Origin of the sequence: Thermomonas fusca DSM 15424, from assembly GCF_000423885.1 — a bacterium.
Taxonomy (GTDB): domain Bacteria; phylum Pseudomonadota; class Gammaproteobacteria; order Xanthomonadales; family Xanthomonadaceae; genus Thermomonas; species Thermomonas fusca.
On sequence record NZ_KE384102.1, the window covers coordinates 1 to 21,752 of the forward strand.

Sequence of the window (21,752 nt, forward strand, 5' to 3'; positions counted from 1 at the left end):
CGCTGAACGCCAGCGACTTGACCATGACGAACGATACGAGTGTCCGAGCAATGCGGGCACTTCGTCGGGACGCGATCGGACAGCAAACGCGCCACCAGCCCCTGAGACCGCTGGCCCTGCAGCTTTGCCAGAACCTGCTCCTGCTGGGCCGGTGTCAGCCGTTCCGCTTCTGCCAGCCAACGCTTGAGTTCACGTGCGCGCATCCCGGTCTCCCGCCGCCCGAAACCTTCGAGCCGTGACGAAACCATGCAGGTAGGCAGGCTCACAGATTGAGACGATCAACAATCAACGCGAACAGCGCCTTCTTCTTGGCCTCGTACATCGCCGCGTCGGCGCGCGCCATGACCTCGTCGAAGGATTCGCCCGCCTTTGCCAGCGCAACCCCGATGCTCAATGACGCGATGACCTGGCCACCGTCCCCCAGCGGGATCGGACGCTCGGCATCGACGCGGATCTTCTCCGCGATCTCACTGGCCTCGTGGAGTTCGCGGATACCGTCGAGGATGACCAGCAGTTCGTCCCCGCCCATGCGTGCACAGATGTCGCTGCTGCGGACGCAGGCACGGATGCGGTTGGCGAGCACCTGCAGGGTCAGGTCGCCCGCGGCATGGCCATGGACATCATTGACCGCCTTGAACCGGTCGACGTCACAGAACAGGACGGCACTGTCACCTCCCGAGCGGCGCTCGCCTGATCGCCGTTCGGCGAAGCGGTGCAATGCCTCGTTGCGATTGGCCAATCCAGTGAGCGCATCGAAACGCGCAAGCCGCGCAACGGCCGCCTCGGCCGCCACCTCCGCATCGATCGTCCGGAAACTGGCGACCTGCCCATCTCGCCTGCCATCCGTATCGATGTGGAGATTGGCATGCACTTCCGCCCAGTGGTAATGCCCCGACTGCGCCAGGACGCGCAACCGGAGCACGCGCGCGCCGGCCGCCTCGATGGCCGCCACCGCGGCTTTGGCCAGCGGCCGATCGTCCGGATGCACGAAATCGAGATAGGGACGGCCGATCCACTGCGCAGGCTCCCAGCCCAGCATCCGGCTCAACGACGGGGACACCCATTCGATGCCCCCCTCACGGATGAGGATGACGACGTTGGCCGAATTTTCCGCCAGCAAGCGGAAGTGCTGCTCCGACTTTGCGATGCGCTGGCGGGTCTCGAACCGGTCGGTGGTGTCCCGCCAGGTCAACGTCAGCTCGTCACCCATCCGTGAGCCGCGGATGTCGTACCGACGCACCAGGCCAAGCACTTCGTTCGCGTAGAGGAAATCGTCCAGGACCAGGGGCTCGCCGCGCTCCATCGTGCTGACGTACATCGCAAGCAAGCCGCAGTCCTTGATCCCCGGCATCGTCTCTATCAGCGAGCTGCCGATCAGCGTATCCGCGCTGCGGGACAGGTATTCGGTGGTGGCCCGGTTCACGTCCAGATAGACGAAATCGACGATCGAGCCCGCTGCGTCCCGTCGCGGTGCGAGCAGGGCCTGCGGATCGAGCATGCCGTCGACGCTGGCCCGGAGGCGGCGCTGCGACAACGCCAGGGCCTGCTGGGCCTCGATCTGCTCGTGCACGTCGCGGGCACTGCCGATCCACGCCGAAACGCGACCGGACGCATCAGGGACGGTGCGGATGCTCACTTCCAGCCAGCGACAGGTGCCGTCCTTGCGCACGAAGCGCGCGCGATACAGGAACCGCTCCCTGGCCCCGGTGCCGCCGTCGAGGCTCCGATCCGCCCTGCGCACAAGGCCCTGGTCGTCGGGATGGACGAAGGCCTCGAGCGGGCGGCCGACCATCTCGTCGTGCGTCCAGCCCAGTGCCGTCATCACCGAATCGGAAACCCATTCGAGTGTTCCGCGGGGCGACTGGCGGAACACGACGTCATCCGCGTTCTCCGCCAGCATGCGGTACTTGGCGCGAGCTTCCTCGGCCGCCTCCAGGGCGATCATCTGCACGGAGATGTCATCGAATACCCAGATCCGGCCCCGCGTCCCGGCACCGTCCAGGGGCGCGGTGGTGACCCGCACGTGGGTGGGGGCCCGGGCGAAATGCCAGACCACGCCCGATACCGTTGCATCGGGCTCGCGCGCAAGCCTGCCGGCGACAGCGGCCACCTCCGCTTGGTTCAGCGCACCGTCCTGGAACCTTCGCAGCGCTTCCGAGACGACCTTCGCCGGCAAGGCGCGGGCCGGCACGCCCAGCAGACGCTCTGCGGCCGGGTTGATCGTGGCTTCCTGGCGCAGGCTGTCGATGCTGACGATGGCCTGCTCAAGCAGGCCCCATATCGTCTGCAGACGGTCGTTCTCCATGCCCAGTCGCTGGCGCAACGTGAACTCGATCGCCGCCAGCCGCAGGCGATCGTCGATCAACGCCGCCAAGGCACGCGTCAGGTCTTCCGCCGGCGGCTGCGACCATGCCAACGTGACCTTCAGCAAGGAATCGGTCAGGCCCTGGGTCCATGCGTGCGTTGCCGGTGTCGGCAGCGCGAGCCGCAGCGCAACAGGCAGCTGGAAGGCCAGGCGCGCGGGGTCGGATTCAAGGACCGGCGCGCAGGCATCGTGGGGCGGGAGCGGTGTCCCCAGCCCCACCAGGCCCACAGGGGCGACGGCCAAGATGAAGGTCGATTCGCCGCTCGATGCCGTTTCGCTCAGGAGCACCGCGGCAGCGCCCGCAAGGAGGCGAACCTCTTCGAGCGCGCGCTCGATCCGGTCGCTCATGTGTCGTTTCCGAGTACGAACGGGGCGATCGCGGCGATCACCTCCTGCGGATCGACGACGTGCGGGAAATGTCCGTGGGCGCGCAAGGGCTGCAGGTGCGCGTCCGGCAGGGCTTCCGCGAACCATTGCGCGGTCGCCATCGGGACGGCGGGATCTTCGCGGCTCTGCAGGACGCGCACGGGTGGGCGGACGCGGGCAAGGAACGGGCGGATGTCGGCGCCGAACGCGGCGCGGAAGACGGTGGACGCGACCTCCGGGGAGTACCGGCGCAGCGAGGTGATGAAGTCGTCGGCGAAGCGCGGCGTCGAATCGTTGCCCATCAGCAACCGCCCGAACCCGCCGGCCCACAGCGCGAAGTCGGCATCAATGGCCTCGAACGCGTCGTCGATCTGCGCCCGGGTAAAGCCACCCACGTAGCCAGATTCGGGCTCGTCGACGTAACAGGGGCTGCCATTGAGCAACACCATCCTCGAGAACAGGCCGGGATCGGCAGCGGCCGCAAGCGCCCCGGCCATCGCCGACACCGAGTGGCCGACATAGACGATGTCGCGGACGCCCAGGGCCCCGCACAGCAGCGCGATGTCGTCGGAAAACCCCACGACCGACTGGTGCCGAAGCGGCGAAAACAGGGCAGGGTCGGCATCCGGCGAGCCGGCGATGGAAAACGTGATGCACTGGGCCCGCGGCGACAGCGCCGCCACGAGGGGATCCCAGTGGCTTTGGTTACCGCCCAGTCCGTGGGCGAAAAGCACGGTCGGACCGTCGTTCCCGACGATGCGCACCCGATGGGCACTGATTCTGTCCATGCGTATGGAGTCGGACTGGCTTGGTGTCGGAAATTTCTCGCGAGCCTAAGGGGATTCGACGAAAAAACCCACCCCCCGCGCACCCGGCGGGACCACGTCGGCTATCGGCCATACACGCGCATGCAGCCCGCCATCCCTGCCGCTGCCGCCATCTTCGCGCGCCATTGACATCGCAGGCCTATCCTCAACTCGCCGATAGGCATCAACCCGGAGACTGTTATGACGATCAAACTCGCAATTGTGGCCGTGGCGCTGGGTCTCAGCCTGACCGCGTGCAACCGCGACCAGGCCGCCGACTCGGCCAACGAAGCCCAGGCCTCCGCTACGGAAGCCCAGGAAGCGGCGAACAACGCCGCCACCACCGGCGACACTGCAGCAGCGGCGACCGCGCAGGCCGCGGCGGATGCAGCGGCGGCTTCGGCCGACGCAGCGGCCACTGCTGCAGGCAATGTCGCAGGCAGTGACATGACCCGTCGCGAAGACATGGCCGACGCTGCCGAGAAGGCGGCCGACGCCGCCGAGCAGGCACAGGACGCCGCGGAAGAAGCCAACGCTTCGGCGGACGGCAAGAACAACACCGACGGCAAGTAATCCCCGCAAGGGGTACCAGGCAGCGCCGCTGGGTACTCGTCGTGCCAGCGCGCGCTGCCTGGATTTTTCGCATCACCAGATGGATGGCTTCATGGCGTTGCGGCCACACGCTGCGATGGACCAGCAGCTGTCCCACAACCGGCTGCTATCCCGCCGGCCACCCGCGCGCCTGCAGCGCCAACCAGCACAACCCCACCGTGGTCGCATCGCCCAGCGCGCTGTGCCGCTCCACCATCGGCACGCCCAGCGTTTGCGCGATGTAGGCGAAGTCGAGGTTGACCGGCGCGTTCGGGCGCTGGCGGCGCTGCTGCCGCGCGACCTCATCGCCCAGGTCCACCACCGCGTTCGGCAGGTCGAAGCCGGTCAGCGTGCGCACGTGCGGGCGCAGCATGTCGAGGTCGAAGCCGAGGTAGTAGCCCAGCAGACGGCGGCTGCCCAGCCAGTGCAGGAAATCGCGCGCCACCTCCGTCACCTGCTCGCCTTCGCTGGCTTCATCGGGGGTGATGCGGTGGTGGCGGATGGATTCGATGCCGAACGCGCGCGCGGTGTGGACGCGGCGTTCGAAACGCTCCGACAGACAGACGCGGCCGCGCTGCACGGGCACCGCGGCCAGGCTGAGGATGTGATCGCTGGTGGGGTCCAGGCCGGTGGTTTCCAGGTCCAGGCTGACCCATTCGTCGGCCGGCGGCGGTTGCCACAGCGCAGCCCATTCGCCGCCGGCATGGCGCCTGCGCAACCACCAGCGGGTCAGCGGCACCATCTCAGTCGCCCAGGTGGAAGGCGATGCGCAGGTGCTGCTGGAACGCCTTGACCACGCGCAGCGCGTCGCGCAGCAGGTCGCGGTCGAGCCGGCGCAGCGTTTCGGGGCGCAGGTGGTTGCCCGGCGTTTCGCCGGCGTCCAGCGCGGCCAGCTGCGCGTCCAGCCGCATCCGCTGCAGCACCGACAGGGTCTGGGCAACGTCACGCCCCAGCGGCGCGTCCAGTGCGCCCGCCTGCACCAGCGCCTCGCAGCGGGCGAAGCTGTTGCGCTGGCCGATGCCGTGCTGCAGCGCCAGGCAGCGCAGCCCGTGCACGATCGGAAAGATGCCGCCGCGCTTGATGTCCAGCCCGCGCTCGTCCTGCCGCAGCTGGCCGAAGAACGATAGCGGGTTGTCGAACTGCAGCACCGCGCGCGCCATCGCGTGCAGCAGGCGCTCGTCGCCGCCCAGTGCCTGCAGCTGCGCGTCCAGCGGCGCGAACAGCGCGGCATCCCCGGCCACCGGTCGCGCATCGAGGGTGATCGACAGCGCCATCGTCGCCTGCGCGTCGTAGTTAGACCGCCAGCCCTGCAGGCGCGCGCGCCATTGCGCCGCGCTCATGCGCCAGCGCGGGTTGGACACCATCACCCCGCCGGGACAGGGCGGATAGCCGATCTCGCCCAGCACAAGGCTGAAGCCAGCCATCGCCGATTCCAGCGCCGCGCTGTCGCAGCCGTCGGCCAGCACCAGCGCGTTGTCCTGGTCGGTGCGTAGAAGCTGCTCGCGGCGGCCCTCGCTGCCCAGCACCAGCAGGCAGGCCTGGCGCTGCAGCGCCGGCGGCAGCAGCAGTTCGTACAGGCGCGCCATGATCCGGCTGTTGAGCGCGCTGACCAGCTCCATCAGCGCCGGCATGCGCACGCCCTGCGCGTGCAGGGTGCGCACCAGCCGGTGGATGCCGCGCGCGGCTTCGGCCACTTCCGCAACGCTGCGCGCGCGCGCCAGCCGCAGGGTGATGAGATGGGAATGACTGGCGTAGTGCGCCAGCACCTCGGCCATGCCGAGGGTGCCGACGATGGCCTCGCCGTCACGCACGGCGACGCGTTCGATGCGGCTTTCGGCCATCGTGGTCAGCGCCTGGAACAGCACGTCGGTGGTCTGCTGGGCCACCAGCGGCCGGCTGGCCAGCGAGCCGACCGGCGCGTCCAGCGGCGCGCGCGCGCGGGTCAGCGCGTCCAGCAGGTCGGTGCGGGTGACCACGCCGGGCTCGGGATGCGCGGGATCGTCCACCAGCAGGCAGTCCACCCGCTCCTCGCGCAGCCGCGCGCTGGCATCCGCGATACTCATCGTTGCCGGCACCCGCACCGCCGGCGCCAGTTCCGCGGCGCCGACCGGGGTGACCATCAGCTCGGCCAGTTCGGAATCGCGGCCGCGCCGCGCCAGCTGGCCCTTCACTGCCAGCCCTTCCTGGAACCACGCGGCGAACGCGGGATAGTCGGCCAGCAGCTGGCGGAACACCGGCGCCGGGATCAGGTAGCTGACCACGTCGGTGTCGGCGCGATAGCTGTGGCGCGCGCGTCCGGCCATCACCGCCCACGCGCCGAACAGGTCGCCGCTGCCATAGCCGGCGAAACGCTGCTCGTGGCCGGCGGCGTCCAGGTCGAAGGCCTGCACCCGCCCCTTGAGGATCACCACCACCCGTTCGGACGGCGTGCCGCCGCTGATGATGGTCTCGCCACGCGGGTGGAAGCCCATGTCCACCCTGGCGGCCAGACGCTGGCGGCCGGCCTCGTCCAGCAGGTCGAACGGCGGCTGGCTCAGGTCCAGCCCGGGCAGGCTCTCCATGCTGGCGCCTCCTCGCGCGGCGGCATCCTTCGGATCATGGCAGCGCCGCGCGCACGCTACAACGCGACCTTCGGCGCAGCCGGCTGACTTCCTGCACATGCCCGCCGGGCCGATTGGCGCAGGATAGCCGGGCATTTCCACCGAGGTTCCGCCCATGCACACCCGTTCCCTCCGTCGCGCGCCGCTGGCGCTGGCCCTTCTGTGCGCCTTCGCCGGCGCCACCCTTTCCGCCTGCAAGCCGGCCGACGATGGCGCCCCGAAGGCCGCGGCGCCCCCCGCCAGCGCGCCGGCCGCCGCCGGCGTCGGCATCGACCTGGCCGGCATCGACAAGTCGGTGCAGCCGGGCGACGACTTCTACGCCTACGCCAACGGCAACTGGCAGAAGACCACCGAGATCCCCGCCGACCGGGCCAGCACCGGCGTGTTCTACACCGTGTTCGAAAAGGCGGAGAAGCGCCTGGCCGACCTGGTGCAGTCGTTGCGCAAGCAGAACCCGGCCGCGGGCACCGACGCGCGGCGGATCGCCGACTACTACGCCGCCTGGATGGACGAGGCCGGCATCGAAACGCGCGGCCTGGCGCCGCTGCAGCCGACGCTGGACAAGGTGGAGGCAATTGCCGATGGCAAGGCGCTGTCGGCCTACCTGGGCGCCGGCCTGCGCGCCGACGTCGACCCGGTCAACGCCACCAACTACTACACCGAGCACCTGTTCGGCCTGTTCGTGGCGGCCGGGCTGGACGCGCCGGACAAGAACACCGGCTACCTGCTGCAGGGCGGCCTGGGCATGCCGGACCGCGAGTATTACCTGTCCGCCGACAAGGACATGGCTGCCAACCGCGCCGCCTACCAGGCCTACATCGCCGCGCTGCTCAAGCAGGCCGGCAGCGCCGACGCCGACAAGCAGGCGAAGGCGGTGTTCGACCTCGAGATGCAGATCGCCAACGCGCAGGCCAGCGTGGTCGACACCCAGGACATCCACAAGGCCAACAACCCGTGGCCGCTGGCCGAGTTCGGCAAGCGCGCACCGGGCATCGACTGGCCGGCGTTCTTCGATGCCGCCCAGCTGTCCGGCCAGCAGACGCTGATCGCGTGGCAGCCGGATGCCATCAAGAAGCTGTCGGCGCTGGTGGCCAGTGCGCCGCTGCAGACCTGGAAGGACTACCTGCGCTTCCACGCGCTCAACCGCAGCGCCGCCCTGTTGCCCAAGGCCTATGCCGACCTGCGTTTCGGCTTCTACGGCACCCAGCTGTCCGGCACCACCGCGCAGCGCGACCGCTGGAAGCGCGCGCTGGCCGCCACCGACGGCGCGCTGGGCGACGCCATCGGCCAGCTGTACGTGAAGCAGTATTTCCCGGCCAGCTCGAAGGCGCGGGTGGAGGCGATGGTGTCGAACATCCTGGCCGCATTTCGCGACGGCGTGGACCAGCTGGCGTGGATGAGCCCGGAGACCAAGCGCCTGGCCAAGCAGAAGGCCGAGACGATGAAGGTGGGCGTGGGGTATCCCGACCGCTGGCGCGACTACTCGGCGCTGGAAGTGAAAGCCGACGATGCGCTGGGCAATGCGCAGCGCGCCGAACTGGCCGAATACCGCCACCAGCTGGCCAAGCTGGGCAAGGCGCCGGACCGCGGCGAGTGGTGGATGACCCCGCAGACCGTCAACGCGGTGAACCTGCCGCTGCAGAACGCGATGAACTTCCCGGCCGCGATCCTGGAGGCGCCGTTCTTCGACGCCGGTGCCGACGATGCCGCCAACTACGGCGCCATCGGCGCGGTGATCGGCCACGAGATCAGCCACGGCTTCGACAACCTGGGCGCCGAGTTCGACGCCCAAGGCCGCCTGCACAACTGGTGGACGCCGGAGGACGCCGCCCACTTCAAGGCCGCGGCCGAACGGCTGGTCAAGCAGTACGACGCCTACGAGGCGCTGCCGGGGCTGCACATCAATGGCCGGCAGACGCTGGGCGAGAACATCGCCGACGTGTCCGGCCTGCAGGCGGCCTTTGTTGCCTACCACAAGTCGCTGGACGGCAAGCCGGCGCCGGTCATCGACGGCCTGAGCGGCGACGAGCGCTTCTTCCTCGCCTTCGCCCAGGCCTGGCGCAGCAAGGCGCGCGATGCCGCGCTGCGCTCGCAGGTGGTGGGCAACGAGCACGCCCCCGGCCAGTGGCGCGCGCTGACCGTGCGCAACATCGATGCGTGGTACGACACCTTCAAGGTGACCGAAGGCCAGAAGCTCTATCTGAAGCCGGATGAACGGGTGAAGATCTGGTAACTGCAGGAACCGGCGCAGCTCCACGGCGCCTCGCAGCAAAAACGCCGGCAATGCCGGCGTTGTTGTTGGGCCGCCCGGCGGATCGCGCGCATAAAAAAACCCGGCGCTAGGCCGGGTTTTTCGAATCACGCGTGGGCGTGGCTCAGAGCGGGCGGACCTGCTCGGCCTGCATGCCCTTCTGGCCCTTCACGGCCACGTAGGAGACCTTCTGGCCTTCCTGCAGGGACTTGAAGCCAGAGGATTCAATCGAACGGAAATGGACGAACAGATCGTCGCCACCGCCGTCCTGGGTGATGAAGCCAAAGCCCTTGGCGTCGTTGAACCACTTCACGGTGCCGGTTTCGGTCTGGGACATAGCAATACTCCTTGTAACGGATGAAATGCCGCGGATGCGGCGTTAACGCTGGCTGCAAGGAGATTGAGAAACGGGTGTAACGATGCAGGTAACTGCAACATTCAGGCCACGATTCAAGGTGACCCTTGTCATTCAGCGAGGCCACGGTAGGCCAATTCGTCGGGGAAAGCAATCCATTCGCGCAAAATCCGTTCAGCGAGCCCCGGGCGCCGGTGTCCGCGGCACCCGCTCAGCGCGGTGGCGCGGCCAGTTCTCGAACATCGAGGACTCCATCGCGGTTGGCGTCCTGCCAATGGAAGCGGGCGGCCAGCAATGCGCGATGGGCCTCGCGGGTGAGCGCCTCGCCGCGGCCACCAGGCTGCTCGGCGGCGGACAGAACGCCGTCGCGATCGCGGTCCATCCGCTCGAAGGCGTAGCTCATCCAGTCCTGATATTCATCCAGGCCGACGCGGCCGTCTCCGTTGCGGTCCATGCGCGCCAGGTAGTCGTGCGCGCGCTGGACCTGCGCCGGCAGCGCCATCGGCGCGAGCAGCAGCAGGACAAGGCCAGCGCGCCTCACGCGGTGCCCGGCGCCCGCGACGGAGCGCGGGCGGCGCGTGGCGTCAGGCCTGCGCCAGCGCATAGCCGCGCAGGCGCGCCGCGTAGTCCTGCAGCGCACGCACGCCGCTGGCCTCGGCCTCGGCACACCAGGCCTGCAGCTGGCGCAGGCGCTCGGCGGCATCGTGGCCGCGGCTTTCCAGCACGTCGGCCAGGCGCTTGCGGTGTTCGATCAGCGCCTGGATGCGCGGGCGCGCATCGATCCACGCCTGCAGCTGCGCGCGCGCCTCGGGATTCAGCCAACGGCCGTCGTCCACCATGCCCTTGCGCAGCTGGCGCGGCAGCAGCGCGCGCAGCCTGGCGCCAGCGGCAGCGGCCTCTTCCTTCAGCGCCGGCTTCAGCACGTTGCGCTGGTAGTCGGTCATCGCCTGGAAGCGGTGCGCCAGCAGCGCCCGCAGCGTCTCCGCATCCGGCATGGCGATGTTCGGACGCAGGTTCAGCGACGGCGCAACCCGCAGCACCTTGGCCAGGCGCAGCTTTTCCAGCAGCTTGATCGCCGCCCAGCCGATGTCGAACTCGAACCGGCGCAGCGCGAATTTGGCCGAGGACGGGAACGCGTGGTGGTTGTTGTGCAGTTCCTCGCCACCGATCCACACCGCCCACGGGGTGAGGTTGGTGGCGGTGTCGGTGGTCTCGAAGTTGCGGTAGCCCCACCAGTGGCCCAGTCCGTTGATGACGCCGGCGGCCCAGAACGGGATCCATGCCATCTGGATGGCCCACACGGCCACGCCCTTGGCGCCGAACAGCACCACGCTCAGCGCCAGCAGCAGCACCACGCCGGCATTGGAAAAGCGGGTATAGAGATTGCGCTCGATCCAGTCGTCCGGGCAGCCCTTGCCGTACTGCTCGATGTCGGCACGCGCCAGCCGCGCTTCGCGGTACATGTCCGCGCCCTTCCACAGCACGTTGCCGATGCCCTTGTGCATGGGGCTGTGCGGGTCTTCCGCGGTCTCGCACTTGGCGTGGTGCTTGCGATGGATCGCCGCCCACTCTTTCGTGATCATCGAGGTGGTCAGCCATGACCAGAAGCGGAAGAAGTGCGCGATCAGCGGATGGAAATCCACGCCGCGATGCGCCTGGCTGCGGTGCAGGTAGAGGGTGACGGTGAAGATCGTGATCTGGGTCACGATCAGCAGATACAGCAGCATCTGCCACCAGCCGAACTGGAGCAGGCCGCCAGCGAGGAAATCGAGCAGGGACGCGGACATCAGGTGACTCGTTCAGGAATAGGCGCGCGACAGCGCCCGCGAATGATGCCACGGCATGGCTGACTGCCGCCCCGCCGCGGCATCATGGGCGCATGCCCGAATTGCCCGAAGTCGAGACCACCCGCCGCGGCCTGCTGCCGCACGTCGTGGGCCAGCGCGTCGCGCACGTGCGGCTGCGCCGGCCCGACCTGCGCTGGCCGATCCCGCGCGAAGTGGAGGAACTGCTGCCGGAGCGGCGCATCGATGCCATCCGCCGGCGCGCCAAGTACCTGCTGCTGGACACCGACGCCGGCAGCGCGCTGCTGCACCTGGGCATGTCCGGCAGCCTGCGGGTGTTGCCGGAGGACACGCCGGTGCGTGCGCACGACCATGTCGACATCGCGCTCGAGTCCGGGCGCGTGCTGCGCTTCAACGACCCGCGCCGGTTCGGCTGCCTGCTCTGGCAGGCGCCGGGCGAGGTCCATCCGCTGCTTGCGGGATTGGGCCCGGAGCCACTGTCCGATGCGTTCGATGGCGCGGCTTTCAACGGGGACTATCTGTTCGATCTCAGCCGCGGCCGCAAGGCGCCGGTGAAGACCTTCCTGATGGACCAGTCGGTGGTGGTGGGCGTGGGCAACATCTACGCCGCCGAAGCGCTGTTCACTGCCGGCATCTCGCCGCTGCGCGCCGCCGGCAAGGTCTCGCGCGATCGCTACGCGGCGCTGGCGGAAGCGGTGAAGGCGATTCTGGGCCATGCCATCGCCCGCGGCGGCACTACCCTGCGCGACTTCATCAGCCCGGACGGCGCGCCGGGCTATTTCGAGCAGGAACTGCTGGCCTACGGCCGCGGCGGCCAGCCCTGCCCGCGCTGCGGGCGCGCGCTGAAGCAGGCCAGCATCGGCCAGCGCGCGACGGTGTGGTGCGGGTTCTGCCAGCGATGACCGGGCGCATTCGCTATAGTCCCGGCGTCCCCCGACGCCCCTGCCGATCCGAATGACCTCTGCCGGCGACATCACCGTGCTGCTGGACGCCGCCCGCGACGGCGACCGTTCGGCGCTGGACCGCGTGCTCTCCACCCTGTACCAGGAGCTGCACGGCATGGCGCGCCGACAGCTGGCCGGACAGCAGTACGGCCATACCCTGGACGCCACCGCGCTGGTGCATGAGGCCTATCTGAAGCTGGTCGGCCGCGGCAGCGGCAACGCGCAGTTCGATGACCGCGCGCACTTCTTCGCCTATGCAGCCTCGGCGATGCGCTCGGTGATCGTCGACTACGCGCGACAGCGGCTGGCGCAGAAGCGCGGCGGCGACCTGCATCGGGTCACCGAGCTGCCGGAAAACCTGGAGGGCGGGCTCAGTCTGGACGAAGACATGCTGGGCCTGGACACCGCGCTGAACCGGCTGTCGTCGGTCGATCCACGGCTGACCCAGGTGGTGGAACTGCGCTATTTCGCCGGCCTGTCGGAGCTGGAAATCGCCGCCCTGCTGCAGCGCTCCGAGCGCAGCGTGCGCCGAGACTGGCAGAAGGCGCGAATGTTCCTGCTGGCCTCGCTGCAGGAACCATCGCGCAGCTGACCGCAAGGTCGGCGGACGCGGGGGAGCCGCATGGACATCGAGCGCTGGCAACGCCTGTCCCCGCTGCTGGACGCACTGCTGGAGCTGCCCGCCGACCAGCGCGAGGAGCACCTGCGCACGCTGCACGACGAAGACCCGGCACTGGCCGCCGAACTGGCGCGCCTGCTGACCCTCGATGCCGGCGATGCCAGCTTCCTCGACAGCCCCGCGATGAGCCTGCCCGCCGGCGCCATGGCCGGCGTGCGGCTGGGCCCGTACCGGCTGGAGCGGCTGCTGGGCGAAGGCGGCATGGGCCAGGTCTGGCTGGCCGATCGCGCCGACGGCATGTACGAGCGCAAGGTCGCGCTCAAGCTGCTGCGGCCGGGGCTGGCCAACCCGCAGCTGCGCCAACGCTTCGACCGCGAACGCGACATCCTGGCGCGCTTCGCCCATCCGCACATCGCCCGCCTGCTCGACGCCGGCATCGACCACAACGGCCAGCCCTATCTGGCGCTGGAGTACGTCGAGGGCGAGCCGATCACCAGCTACTGCCAGTCGCGCCAGCTCGACATCCCGGCGCGGCTGGACCTGTTCCGCCAGGTCTGCGAAGCGGTCAGCCACGCGCATGCCAACCTGATCGTCCACCGCGACCTGAAGCCGTCGAACATCCTGGTGACGCCGGCCGGGCAGGTGCGCCTGCTCGATTTCGGCATCGCCAAGCTGCTCGACGTGCAGCCGCTGCCGGTGGAGCAGACCCGCACCGGCGTGCGCGCGTTCACCCTGCACTACGCCGCGCCGGAGCAGATCCGCGGCGAGCCGGTCACCACCATGACCGACGTGTATTCGCTGGGCGTGGTGCTGTACGAGCTGCTGACCGGCAGCAAGCCGTATCGGCTGAAGCGGCAGACCGACGCGGAATGGGAGGAAGCCATCCTCGACGGCGTCCCGCAGCGGCCCTCGCAGGCGGCGCTGCGTGCCGAGCCCGAGGCCAGCCGCCCGTATTCGCCGGCGCGGCTGGCGCGCGAACTGGCCGGCGACCTCGACAACATCGTGCTGAAGGCCTTGGCCAAATGCCCGACCCGCCGCTACGTCTCCGCCGAGGCGCTGTCGCACGATCTGCTGTGCTATCTGCGCGGGCGGCCGGTGCTGGCGCGCGGCGAAAGCTTCGGCTACCGCACGCGCAAATACCTGCAGCGCCACCGCTGGGCGATCGGCACCGCGGCGGCGATCCTGGCGGTGCTGAGCGCGGCGCTGGGCGTGGTCGGCTGGCAGGCCCAGCGCGCGCTGCGCGAGGCCGCGCGCGCGCAGGCGATGCAGCGCTTCGTCACCGAACTGTTCCAGGACGCCGGCAGTTCCTCCAACACCCCGATCGACCTGCGCAGCCTGCTGGACATGGGCATCCTGCGCGGCGAACGCAGCCTGGCCCGGCAGCCGGAGGCGCGCGCCGAGCTGTACGGCGCGGTGGCCCAGCTGCGCCTGGGTCTGGGCGACTACCGCGAGGCGCGCGAACTGCTGGCGCGCCAGTCACGGCTGCTGCCGTTGCTGCCGGATGCACCGGCCAGCCTGCGGCTGGAGTCCGCCACCCTGAACGGCAATGTGTTCCAGCAGCTGGGCGAGCCGCGCACCTGCACCGCGCGGATGCAGCCACTGGAAACCATGGCCCAGCAGGAAGAACCGCGACTGCCGCTGCAGTCCGCCGCGTTCTATGCCCAGCTCGGCCGCTGCCGGCGCGAGCTGGGCGACTTCGACGCCGCCCGCCGCCTGCACGCGCGCGCGCTGGAGCTGCGCCGGCGCGAGAAGGACGAGGCCGGGATGGCCGAAACCCGCCTCGACATGGCCAACCTGGAGTCGGCGATGGGCCAGCCGGCCGAGGCCATCCGCACGCTCGTGGACGCCCTGGCGCAGCTGCGCCGGACATTGGGCGGGCACCACCCGCAGGCCATCAACATGCTGCGCGCGTTGTGCTCGCTGGAACGCGCCACCGACACCCTGGAAGCCGCCAGCCGCGACTGCCACGCCTCCCTGCAGCTGGCCCAGGAACTGCACGGCAACAACCACCGTGCCACCGTCGATGCCAACCGCCAGCTGGCCGCGCTGTACGTGGACATGGGCCGCTTCCGGGATGCCGAAGCGATTTTCACCGAGACCACCGCATGGATGGGCGCGCGCCTGGACCCGCACCATCCGGACATGGCACGCGCCTACAACAGCATGGCGGTGGTGGCCTGGGAGCGCGGCGACATTGAGCGCGCGGTGGCCTACCAGCAGCGGGCAGTGGAGGCCTGGCGCAAGTCCGGCAATGCCGGGCTGATCGCCGCCGGCGTGTTCAACCTGGCGATGATCCTGCACGACGCCGGGCGCGACCACGAAGCGTTGCCGCTGGCACGCGAAGCGGCGGCGTTGCGTGCCCGGCAGTACGGCGCCAGCCACGCACTGGTGGGCGATGACGAACGCCTGCATGGCGAAATCCTGGCCGTGCTGGACCAGCGGGTGGCCGCGCGGGCCGCGCTGGAAAAGGCGGTGCGGCTGACCCGCGCAGGCTTCGGCCCGCGCCACTCGCATACCCGCCGCGCCGAGATCTCGCTGGCGCGGCTGCAGGCGCAGCAGGGAGATGGACTGGCGCTGGCGCGGCTGATCGCGCTGGGCGATACCCGCAGCAGCGACCTCGAGCAGCGCAAGGCGGCCTGGCTGGCACGCGCCTACGCCGCGGACCTGCAGTGCCGTGCGCGGCCGCGGGTGGCGCGGATGGCGCTGGACGCGGTGCTGGCCGACATGCGCCCGCTGCTCCCGGAAGGCGGTGCGATCCCGCGCGAAGTGCAGCGGCTGCGCGCTGGCTGCGGCAGCGGCCGACCGGCCGGCGCGACCATCGCCAGGCGCTGAGCGCCGCCGCGCCGGCGGGCGTCAGCCCGGCTGCAGGCTGTAGGTCCCGTACAGCGCCGCCTCGGCCAGCACGTGTCCCTGCATGGCGCGCAGCGCATCGCCGGCCGTGAAGCCGTCGGCGAGGCCCAGGCTGGGCACGTCGAGCGCGAACACACGGAAGAAGTAGCGATGCGTGCGCAGGTCGTGCGCCGGCGGATAGGGGCCGTCGTAACCGAAGTAGCGCCCGCCCATGGCGGCATCGCCGGCGAACCAGCCGGTGTAGTCGTTCAGCCCGCGCACGCCGCCGCCGGCGCGACCGGCCGGCTTGCCCTTCGCGGTGAATCCGTCACTGCAGCTGCCGGCAGCCATCTCGCGGACATCCGCGGGGATGTCCGCCACCGCCCAATGCACGAAGTCGCCGCGCGGATGCGCCACCGGGATCGGGGTGGCGGCATCGGCCACCAGCGCGCCGTCGGTGGGGGCATCGGTGTCGATGCACAGCAGCACGAACGAGCGGGTGCCGGCGGGCGCGTCGTCCCAGGCCAGGTGCGGATTGCGGTTGCCGCCGAAGCCGTCCTTGCCGTCGCGCGCGCCCAGCGCGAATTCGGCCGGGATCGGCTGGCGGTGCTGGAAGCTGTCGCTGTGGATGCGCATCGGGATTCCTCGCTGGCAACGTTCGCCGATTCTAGGACGGCGGCCGCGCCGGCGCCGCCTGCACAGCGTCGATGCCCGCGGCGGCAGCCAGCTTCGCGGCCACCCAGCGCTCCGCGTAGCCGTCCAGCGTCACGCCCTCGATGAAGCCGCAGTGGCCGCCGTGCGGCGCCAGCTCCAGCGCGATGTTGGGATAGCCGGCGATGCGACGGAACTCGTCGGCCGGGATCACCGGATCGTCCTCCGCCATCAGCACGTCGGCCGGCACCGGCAGCGCCTGCAGGCGGTCGCTGGCGACGGAATAGCCGTCGAAGTACGCGTCCAGATGCGGGAAGCCGGTGTTGTGCGCCACCATCCATGCGGTCAGCGCGCGCATGCGCAGGCGCAGCACCTCGTCGCCGAAGGTATGCGCTTGCGGGAAAAGCGCCCGCTTGCGCGCCAGCGAACGCCGCCATTTGTACTCGAAGTGGCGCATGTAGAACGCCGGCCCGGCTTCCATCGCATCCATGGTCCGCGCCGGGTCCAGCAGCGGACACACGGCCGCCACCCGCCGCAGCGGTACCCCTGCGGCAGGCGCATGCAGGGCCAGGCGCAGCGCGAAGTTGCCGCCCAGCGAATAGCCGGCGGCGACCAGCGGCAGCGCCGGCCAGCGGTCGGCCAGCGCGCGTGCCGCGCCCACCACCTCATCAAGGCGATTGGAATGGAACAGGCCTTCGTTGAGGTGATGGCTGTCGCCGTGGTCGCGGAAGTCCAGCCGGAACACCGCGAAGCCCGCCTGCAGCAGGCGCGCCGCGGTCAACTGCATGTAGCTGGATTCGGCGCTGCCTTCCCAGCCATGCAGCAGCAGCGCCAGCGCGCGCGGCGCCGCGGCCTCCGGCAGGCTGGCGACGCCCTGCAGGCGCACGCCGTCGCCGGCATCCAGCACCAGCGCGTCATGGCGCGCGCGAACCTGCTGCAGGCGTCGGCGCGCCCGCGCCTCCCGCAGCGGGCTGGCGGCGAGCACCGACTGCATATGCGGATTGCGCAGCCAGGCCGGCGGATCGAAGGTGGAGGGCAGCAACGGCATGCGCCCGCCTCAGGCCTCGGACATCGCGCGCAGGACGCGCTCGCGCGCCACCCGGGCGATGCCGCGGCGGCCCTCGTGTTCGCCCGGCAGGATCGGCGGCATGAAGCACACCCGCAGCGGCCGCGACGGTTCGCCGAGCAGGCGCACCAGATTGCCGATGAAATGCTCGCGCGGGGCAAACGCGACGATCGGCTGCGCCTCGCAGCGCGCGCCGTAGCACAGCGCCACCGGCTGCACCGGCGCATCGGCCTCCACCGCAGCGGTGAAGATGCGCGCATGGAAGGCGCCGAGTTCGCGGCCGTCGCGGGTGCCGCCCTCGGGGAACGCCGCCACCGCGCGGCCGGCGCGCAGGCGCTGCGCCATCTCGGCCATCACCAGCCCCAGCGAATCGCCGTTGCCGCGCTGCAGGAAGATGGTTTCGGCATGGGTGGTGACCCAGCCCACCACCGGCCAGCGGCGGATTTCCGACTTGGCGATGAAGCCCATCATGTGCTGCGAGTGCAGGGCAATGATGTCGATCCAGCTGACATGGTTGGCCACGAACAGGGTGCCGCCCGGCAGTGGCGTGCCGATGCGCTGCACACGCATGCCGAACACGCGCAGCAAGCCGCCCGCCCACCAGCGCAGGATGCCGTGCGACAGCGGCCCGCCGTTGCCGAGGGCCATCAGCAGCAGGGTGATGGGCAAGTGGATCAGGACGTGCCAGGCGAACAGCGGCAGGCGGTAGCAATAACGGAACGCGCGCATGGGCGACGGTGGGGGCGCCGGGGGAAAGGCGACAAGTGTAAGGGCGGATCCGGCAATGCCGGCATTTGCGTCAGCTGCCGGCGCGTGTCGCGGGACGGACAGCCCGCGCAGCCACCGCCCTACCGCGCACCGTTAGGCGGAAGCCGGCGGCTGCGGCAGCACCGCCAGGGTGATCCGGCTGATGCAGACCGGCCGGCCATCCTCGTCCTCGATGTGGATCTCCCACACCTGGGTGCTGCGGCCGATGTGGACGGGACGGGTGGTGCCGGTGACGGTGCCTTCGCGCACCGCGCGCAGGTGGTTGGCGTTGATCTCCAGCCCCACCACCGCGCTGCCGCCGGCCAGCAGCGCGCCGGCGCTGCTGCCCAGGGTTTCCGCCAGCGCCACCGAGGCGCCGCCGTGCAGCAGGCCGTAGGGCTGGTGGGTGCGCGCATCCACCGGCATGGTGGCGCGCAGGTAGCCGTCGCCCAGTTCGGTGAAGACGATCCCGAGCGCTTCCATCAGCGTCCCGGCGGAGCGCGCGTTCAGCACCGCAAGGGAGGTGCCATGCGGCCAGGCGAAATCACCCGCGGCCATGCGGCTCAGCGCACCGTGAACACGCCGGGGCGCCAGGCGCGGATGTAGGACTCGCGCCCGTAGCCGCTGCTGCGGCCGTAGCCTACGCCGAAGTCGCGCTCGCGGCGCGTGTGCATGCGCTCCAGCAGCTCTTCGCGGCGGCTGTCCAGCCAGTCGGTGCGTCCAAGCGTGGCCGGGTCGGTGCCGAGGCGCTTGGCTTCGCGGGCGCGGTAGTCGCAGAAGTCGTCGTAGGCATCCAGCTCGTGCGCCAGCTCGCGCACCGACAACTCGATCATCACCGCGTCGTCGAGGAAACCGAGCACCTGCACGGCGTCCGGGATGATGTCGTTCGGGTCGGCGAAATACGCCAGCGCCGACAGCACCCGCTGGCAGTCGGCGTCGGGCATCGCCCAGGCCTGGTCACGCACCATCGCGATCATGTCGTCCAGACGCAGCAGGCGCTGGCGGATGAAGTCCGGCAGTTGGGACTTCTGCGCGTCGTCCAGCAGCGCGACCGCCGCAGCCACGATTTCCTCGGCGCTCTTGCCTTCCACCGCCTTGCGGGAACGCTCGGCTGCCGCCTGGAAATGGGCCAGATCGTGGTCGTTGAGCTCGAAGTTCAGGGTGATCGACATGTGGGCCCCGGAAGGCAATGAAAATGAGTTTGGCAGACTAGGACGCGCGCGCGGGCGCGTCAATCGCCATCCGTCACGGCCGCCTGCGCCGCGCTCACAGGATCGGCGAGAGCCCCGAACCGAACGCGGTGAACGCGCGGACGCCCAGCCATTTCAGGCCGATGTCGACCTCCGGAAAATCGCCGACCGGCTGGTTGCAGCGGCGGAATTCCAGCGCGAACGGCGACGGCGGCTCCAGCTTCGGCGGGCAGTCCGGGCCCGGCACGTAGTCATAACTGGTGGCGTACTTGTACGGCCACAGGTCGAACACCGGCATCCGCTCGGACAGCTTCGACAGGTTGTATTCGATGCCGGAAAAGATCGGCGCGTCGTCGCGGCGGCCGATGGTCCACGCGTTGGCCGGGGCCATGTCGCGGCGGATGCTGGCGGCCAGCGCCGCGGCGAAGCCGGGATCGGCGATCACCACCGCGCTCTCGGTGTTCAGCCTGTCGCCGCGCGGGTCGAAGTTGTGGGTGCCGACCACGCCGACGCGGCCGTCGATCACCAGCGACTTGGCATGCATGCCCATGCGCAGGCCGGCGCGCTTGAGTCGCACCGGCAGGCCACCGGAAGAGGCGAACGGCGACGGCCGCCCGGCCTCGCTGGCCGGCTCGCTGCGCAGCCCGCGCTCGGCCAGCTGGCGTTCGCGCAGGCTGCTGGCGCGGGTACGCACCGGTACCGCCGGCGCAGGTGCGGGCAGGTCGACGTGGGCCAGGCCGGCGCCGGTGGCGCCCAGCTCGAACGGCGCATCGGCCGGGAACGGCTTGAATTCGTGGATCTCGAAACCGAAGTCGCGCAGGTAGCGGCGCTTGTACTTGTAGGACAGCGCGTAGGCGATGAAGGCGTCGGTGGAGGCCAGGCTGTTGGTCGAGACCAGCACGCGCGGCGGCTGCGGCCGCTGCCGCAGTTCGCGGAACAGCGCCTGCGCCGGCTTCGACAGCACCAGGTACGGGGTCTGCAGCAGGATTTCGCGCTCGGCGCCGGCGATCAGCCCGCGCAGGCCGTGGCTGGTATCCGACGCAGGATTGACGGCAGTCCCGGCAGCGGCATCGGCCACCGCCACGGCGCCGTCCCGGCCGTGCTTGGCGGGCAGGTCGGCAAGGAACGCCACCCCCTGCACCGGCAGCGCCGGTGCCACGAAGCGCGCGCGCAGCACATCGTCGTCCGCCACCTCGGCCAGCAGTGCGCGCACCCGCGCCGGGTTGTGAAAGACGTGGTGCGGCGCCGGCGGCGGGCCGTGCTCGCGCAGGTAGCGGGCCACGTCGCCCAGCTGCTCCGCCGGCACGCTGCGCTTCGATGCCCAGAACGCCTGGAAGTTCGCCGCCATGTCGGCCACCGCCGGCCCGGCCAGCAGCAGGTCGCGGTCGCGGAAATTGAACTCGTCGCCCCAGTCGTAATAGTCGTCCTGGTAGTTGCGCCCGCCGACGATGCCGACCGCATCGTCCACCACCAGCAGTTTGTTGTGCATGCGCCGGTTGAGTTGACCCCAGCAACAGGCCGCCGCCACCGCGTACATCGGCAGCGACAGCCGCGCGCGGTCCAGCACCGGGTTGTAGACGCGCAGCTCCAGGTTGGCGTGCAGGGAGGTCAGCGCTGCCAGCGTCTCCACCTTGCGCAGTGCCGCCAACTGGTCGATCAGGATGCGCACCTTGACGCCGCGGAACGCCGCCGCCTGCAGCTCGTCCAGCACCAGCTGGGCGGAATCGTCCTCGTCGAAGATGTAGGTCTGCAGGCCGATGCTGTGACGGGCGGCGCGGATCAGGTGGATCCGCACCAGCAGCGCGTCGGGGGCGTTGTCGAGGATCAGCGCGCGATGCCGCGGTGCCGCCGTGGTGGAGGCGGCCAGGGTGTCGCGCGCCATCGCCAGCAGTGGCGACGGCAGCGCGCAGGCGTCGGCGCGCGCGCAGTCCACCCGGGTGCTGCGCGCGCTGACCGCGACTTCGGCGGCGGCGCTGCGCTGCTGCGGCGACAGCGTGGCGCAGCCGGCCAGCAGCAGGGCCAGCAGCCCCGCCAGCGCGCGGCCGGGGCGGCGGCGACTCATCGGCTCACGGCTCTGCGGCCGGGCTCACGGCCACCAGAAGCGCGACAGCCGCGCCACGCCGGGCTCGATCGCCGCATCGACCGGGAATTCCAGCACCGCGACCCCGCCCGGCGGCATGCCGCGGTAGTCGCCGGACTGGCCGCTGTGCAGCAGCGCCGCCAGCTGTTCCAGGCCGGGGTTGTGGCCGACCAGCAGCAGCCGGCGCGCGTCGCGGTGGGCATCGGCCAGCGCGATCAGGGTACCCGGGCTGGCGTCGTAGATCGCCGCCTCCTCGCGCACGTCGGTGCAGCCCAGCTCGCCCAGCGCGGCCAGGGTCTGGCGGGTGCGCGCGGCGCTCGAACACAGCACCCGGTCGGGCTGCAGGGCATGCTCGCGCAGCCAGTCGCCGGCCGCCTGCGCCTCGACGAGACCGGCCGCCGACAGCGGGCGCTGCAGGTCGTCCTGGCCGGCTGCAGCGGCATCGGCGTGGGCATGGCGGAGCAGGATCAATTCGCGCATCTGAAGG

The 21,752-nt window shown here is 70.3% G+C and carries 19 protein-coding genes and 1 pseudogene; 5 read left to right on the forward strand and 15 right to left on the reverse strand.

Annotation, left to right across the window (positions count from 1 at the left end; genetic code table 11):
- The 3 genes and pseudogenes from G582_RS18365 to G582_RS0114250 all read right to left on the reverse strand — a co-directional run.
- Positions 1–203, reverse strand: a pseudogene (locus G582_RS18365) (IS1595-like element ISPels1 family transposase); the annotation flags it as partial.
- Positions 204–262: 59 nt separating this feature from the next.
- Positions 263–2,713, reverse strand: coding sequence for a sensor domain-containing diguanylate cyclase (locus G582_RS0114245; protein ID WP_028840391.1), 2,451 nt, complete (start codon positions 2,711–2,713; stop codon positions 263–265).
- Entirely contained in the window at positions 2,710–3,519 is an 810-nt protein-coding gene (locus G582_RS0114250; RefSeq protein WP_028840392.1) for an alpha/beta fold hydrolase, read from the reverse strand. Before G582_RS0114250 ends, G582_RS0114245 begins: the two co-directional genes overlap by 4 nt.
- A 219-nt stretch (positions 3,520–3,738) precedes the next feature.
- Here G582_RS0114250 and G582_RS16905 point away from each other — a divergent pair, with 219 nt between their 5' ends.
- Positions 3,739–4,110, forward strand: coding sequence for a hypothetical protein (locus tag G582_RS16905; RefSeq protein ID WP_038054468.1), 372 nt, complete (start codon positions 3,739–3,741; stop codon positions 4,108–4,110).
- Positions 4,111–4,255: 145 nt separating this feature from the next.
- Here G582_RS16905 and G582_RS16910 read toward each other — a convergent pair whose 3' ends face one another.
- Entirely contained in the window at positions 4,256–4,870 is a 615-nt protein-coding gene (locus tag G582_RS16910) for an exonuclease domain-containing protein (protein ID WP_051247324.1), read from the reverse strand.
- Position 4,871: 1 nt separating this feature from the next.
- Complete coding sequence (locus G582_RS0114265) at positions 4,872–6,689, reverse strand: putative nucleotidyltransferase substrate binding domain-containing protein (RefSeq protein ID WP_051247326.1); 1,818 nt, start codon at positions 6,687–6,689, stop codon at positions 4,872–4,874.
- A gap of 154 nt (positions 6,690–6,843) precedes the next feature.
- Between G582_RS0114265 and G582_RS0114270 the strand changes: the two genes are divergently transcribed.
- A complete protein-coding gene (locus tag G582_RS0114270; RefSeq protein ID WP_028840394.1) occupies positions 6,844–8,961 on the forward strand; it encodes a M13 family metallopeptidase in 2,118 nt (705 codons plus the stop codon).
- Between the two features lie 142 nt (positions 8,962–9,103).
- Here G582_RS0114270 and G582_RS0114275 read toward each other — a convergent pair whose 3' ends face one another.
- From G582_RS0114275 to G582_RS0114285, 3 genes are all read right to left on the reverse strand, one after another.
- Positions 9,104–9,316 (reverse strand): cold-shock protein, encoded by a 213-nt coding sequence (locus G582_RS0114275; RefSeq protein WP_028840395.1) that lies wholly within the window; start codon positions 9,314–9,316, stop codon positions 9,104–9,106.
- A 229-nt stretch (positions 9,317–9,545) separates the two neighbouring features.
- Positions 9,546–9,836 carry an EF-hand domain-containing protein gene (locus tag G582_RS0114280; protein ID WP_051247364.1) on the reverse strand — a complete coding sequence of 97 codons (291 nt, stop codon included), beginning with the start codon at positions 9,834–9,836 and terminating at the stop codon, positions 9,546–9,548.
- 82 nt (positions 9,837–9,918) lie between these two features.
- Positions 9,919–11,121: a DesA family fatty acid desaturase gene (locus G582_RS0114285; protein WP_028840397.1), complete on the reverse strand. Its 1,203-nt coding sequence runs from the start codon at positions 11,119–11,121 to the stop codon at positions 9,919–9,921.
- 92 nt (positions 11,122–11,213) lie between these two features.
- On the opposite strand from G582_RS0114285, the gene mutM reads away from it, so the two are divergent.
- Genes mutM through G582_RS0114300 form a run of 3 tightly spaced genes read left to right on the forward strand, consistent with a single transcriptional unit; the run spans position 11,214 to position 15,534 of the window.
- Positions 11,214–12,041, forward strand: coding sequence for a bifunctional DNA-formamidopyrimidine glycosylase/DNA-(apurinic or apyrimidinic site) lyase (gene mutM, locus G582_RS0114290; protein ID WP_028840398.1), 828 nt, complete (start codon positions 11,214–11,216; stop codon positions 12,039–12,041).
- 52 nt (positions 12,042–12,093) lie between these two features.
- Entirely contained in the window at positions 12,094–12,675 is a 582-nt protein-coding gene (locus G582_RS0114295) for an ECF-type sigma factor (RefSeq protein ID WP_038054472.1), read from the forward strand.
- Positions 12,676–12,705: 30 nt separating this feature from the next.
- On the forward strand, positions 12,706–15,534 hold the full coding sequence (locus G582_RS0114300; protein WP_028840400.1) for a serine/threonine-protein kinase: 2,829 nt from the start codon (positions 12,706–12,708) through the stop codon (positions 15,532–15,534).
- Positions 15,535–15,555: 21 nt separating this feature from the next.
- Here the strand turns inward: G582_RS0114300 and G582_RS0114305 are convergent, their stop codons facing one another.
- The 7 genes from G582_RS0114305 to G582_RS0114335 all read right to left on the reverse strand — a co-directional run bounded on the left by G582_RS0114305 (position 15,556) and on the right by G582_RS0114335 (position 21,745).
- Entirely contained in the window at positions 15,556–16,167 is a 612-nt protein-coding gene (locus G582_RS0114305) for a YbhB/YbcL family Raf kinase inhibitor-like protein (RefSeq protein ID WP_028840401.1), read from the reverse strand.
- Positions 16,168–16,198: 31 nt separating this feature from the next.
- Positions 16,199–17,230 (reverse strand): YheT family hydrolase, encoded by a 1,032-nt coding sequence (locus G582_RS16915; RefSeq protein ID WP_051247328.1) that lies wholly within the window; start codon positions 17,228–17,230, stop codon positions 16,199–16,201.
- Positions 17,231–17,239: 9 nt separating this feature from the next.
- On the reverse strand, positions 17,240–17,977 hold the full coding sequence (locus G582_RS0114315; protein ID WP_028840402.1) for a lysophospholipid acyltransferase family protein: 738 nt from the start codon (positions 17,975–17,977) through the stop codon (positions 17,240–17,242).
- 132 nt (positions 17,978–18,109) lie between these two features.
- Complete coding sequence (locus G582_RS0114320) at positions 18,110–18,553, reverse strand: hotdog fold thioesterase (protein ID WP_051247329.1); 444 nt, start codon at positions 18,551–18,553, stop codon at positions 18,110–18,112.
- Between the two features lie 5 nt (positions 18,554–18,558).
- Positions 18,559–19,167, reverse strand: a complete 609-nt coding sequence (locus G582_RS16920; protein WP_051247332.1) for a YkvA family protein — start codon at positions 19,165–19,167, stop codon at positions 18,559–18,561.
- Positions 19,168–19,261: 94 nt separating this feature from the next.
- Positions 19,262–21,247 (reverse strand): phospholipase D family protein, encoded by a 1,986-nt coding sequence (locus tag G582_RS0114330; protein ID WP_051247334.1) that lies wholly within the window; start codon positions 21,245–21,247, stop codon positions 19,262–19,264.
- 24 nt (positions 21,248–21,271) lie between these two features.
- Positions 21,272–21,745, reverse strand: a complete 474-nt coding sequence (locus G582_RS0114335; protein ID WP_028840405.1) for a SixA phosphatase family protein — start codon at positions 21,743–21,745, stop codon at positions 21,272–21,274.
- Positions 21,746–21,752 lie beyond the last annotated feature (7 nt).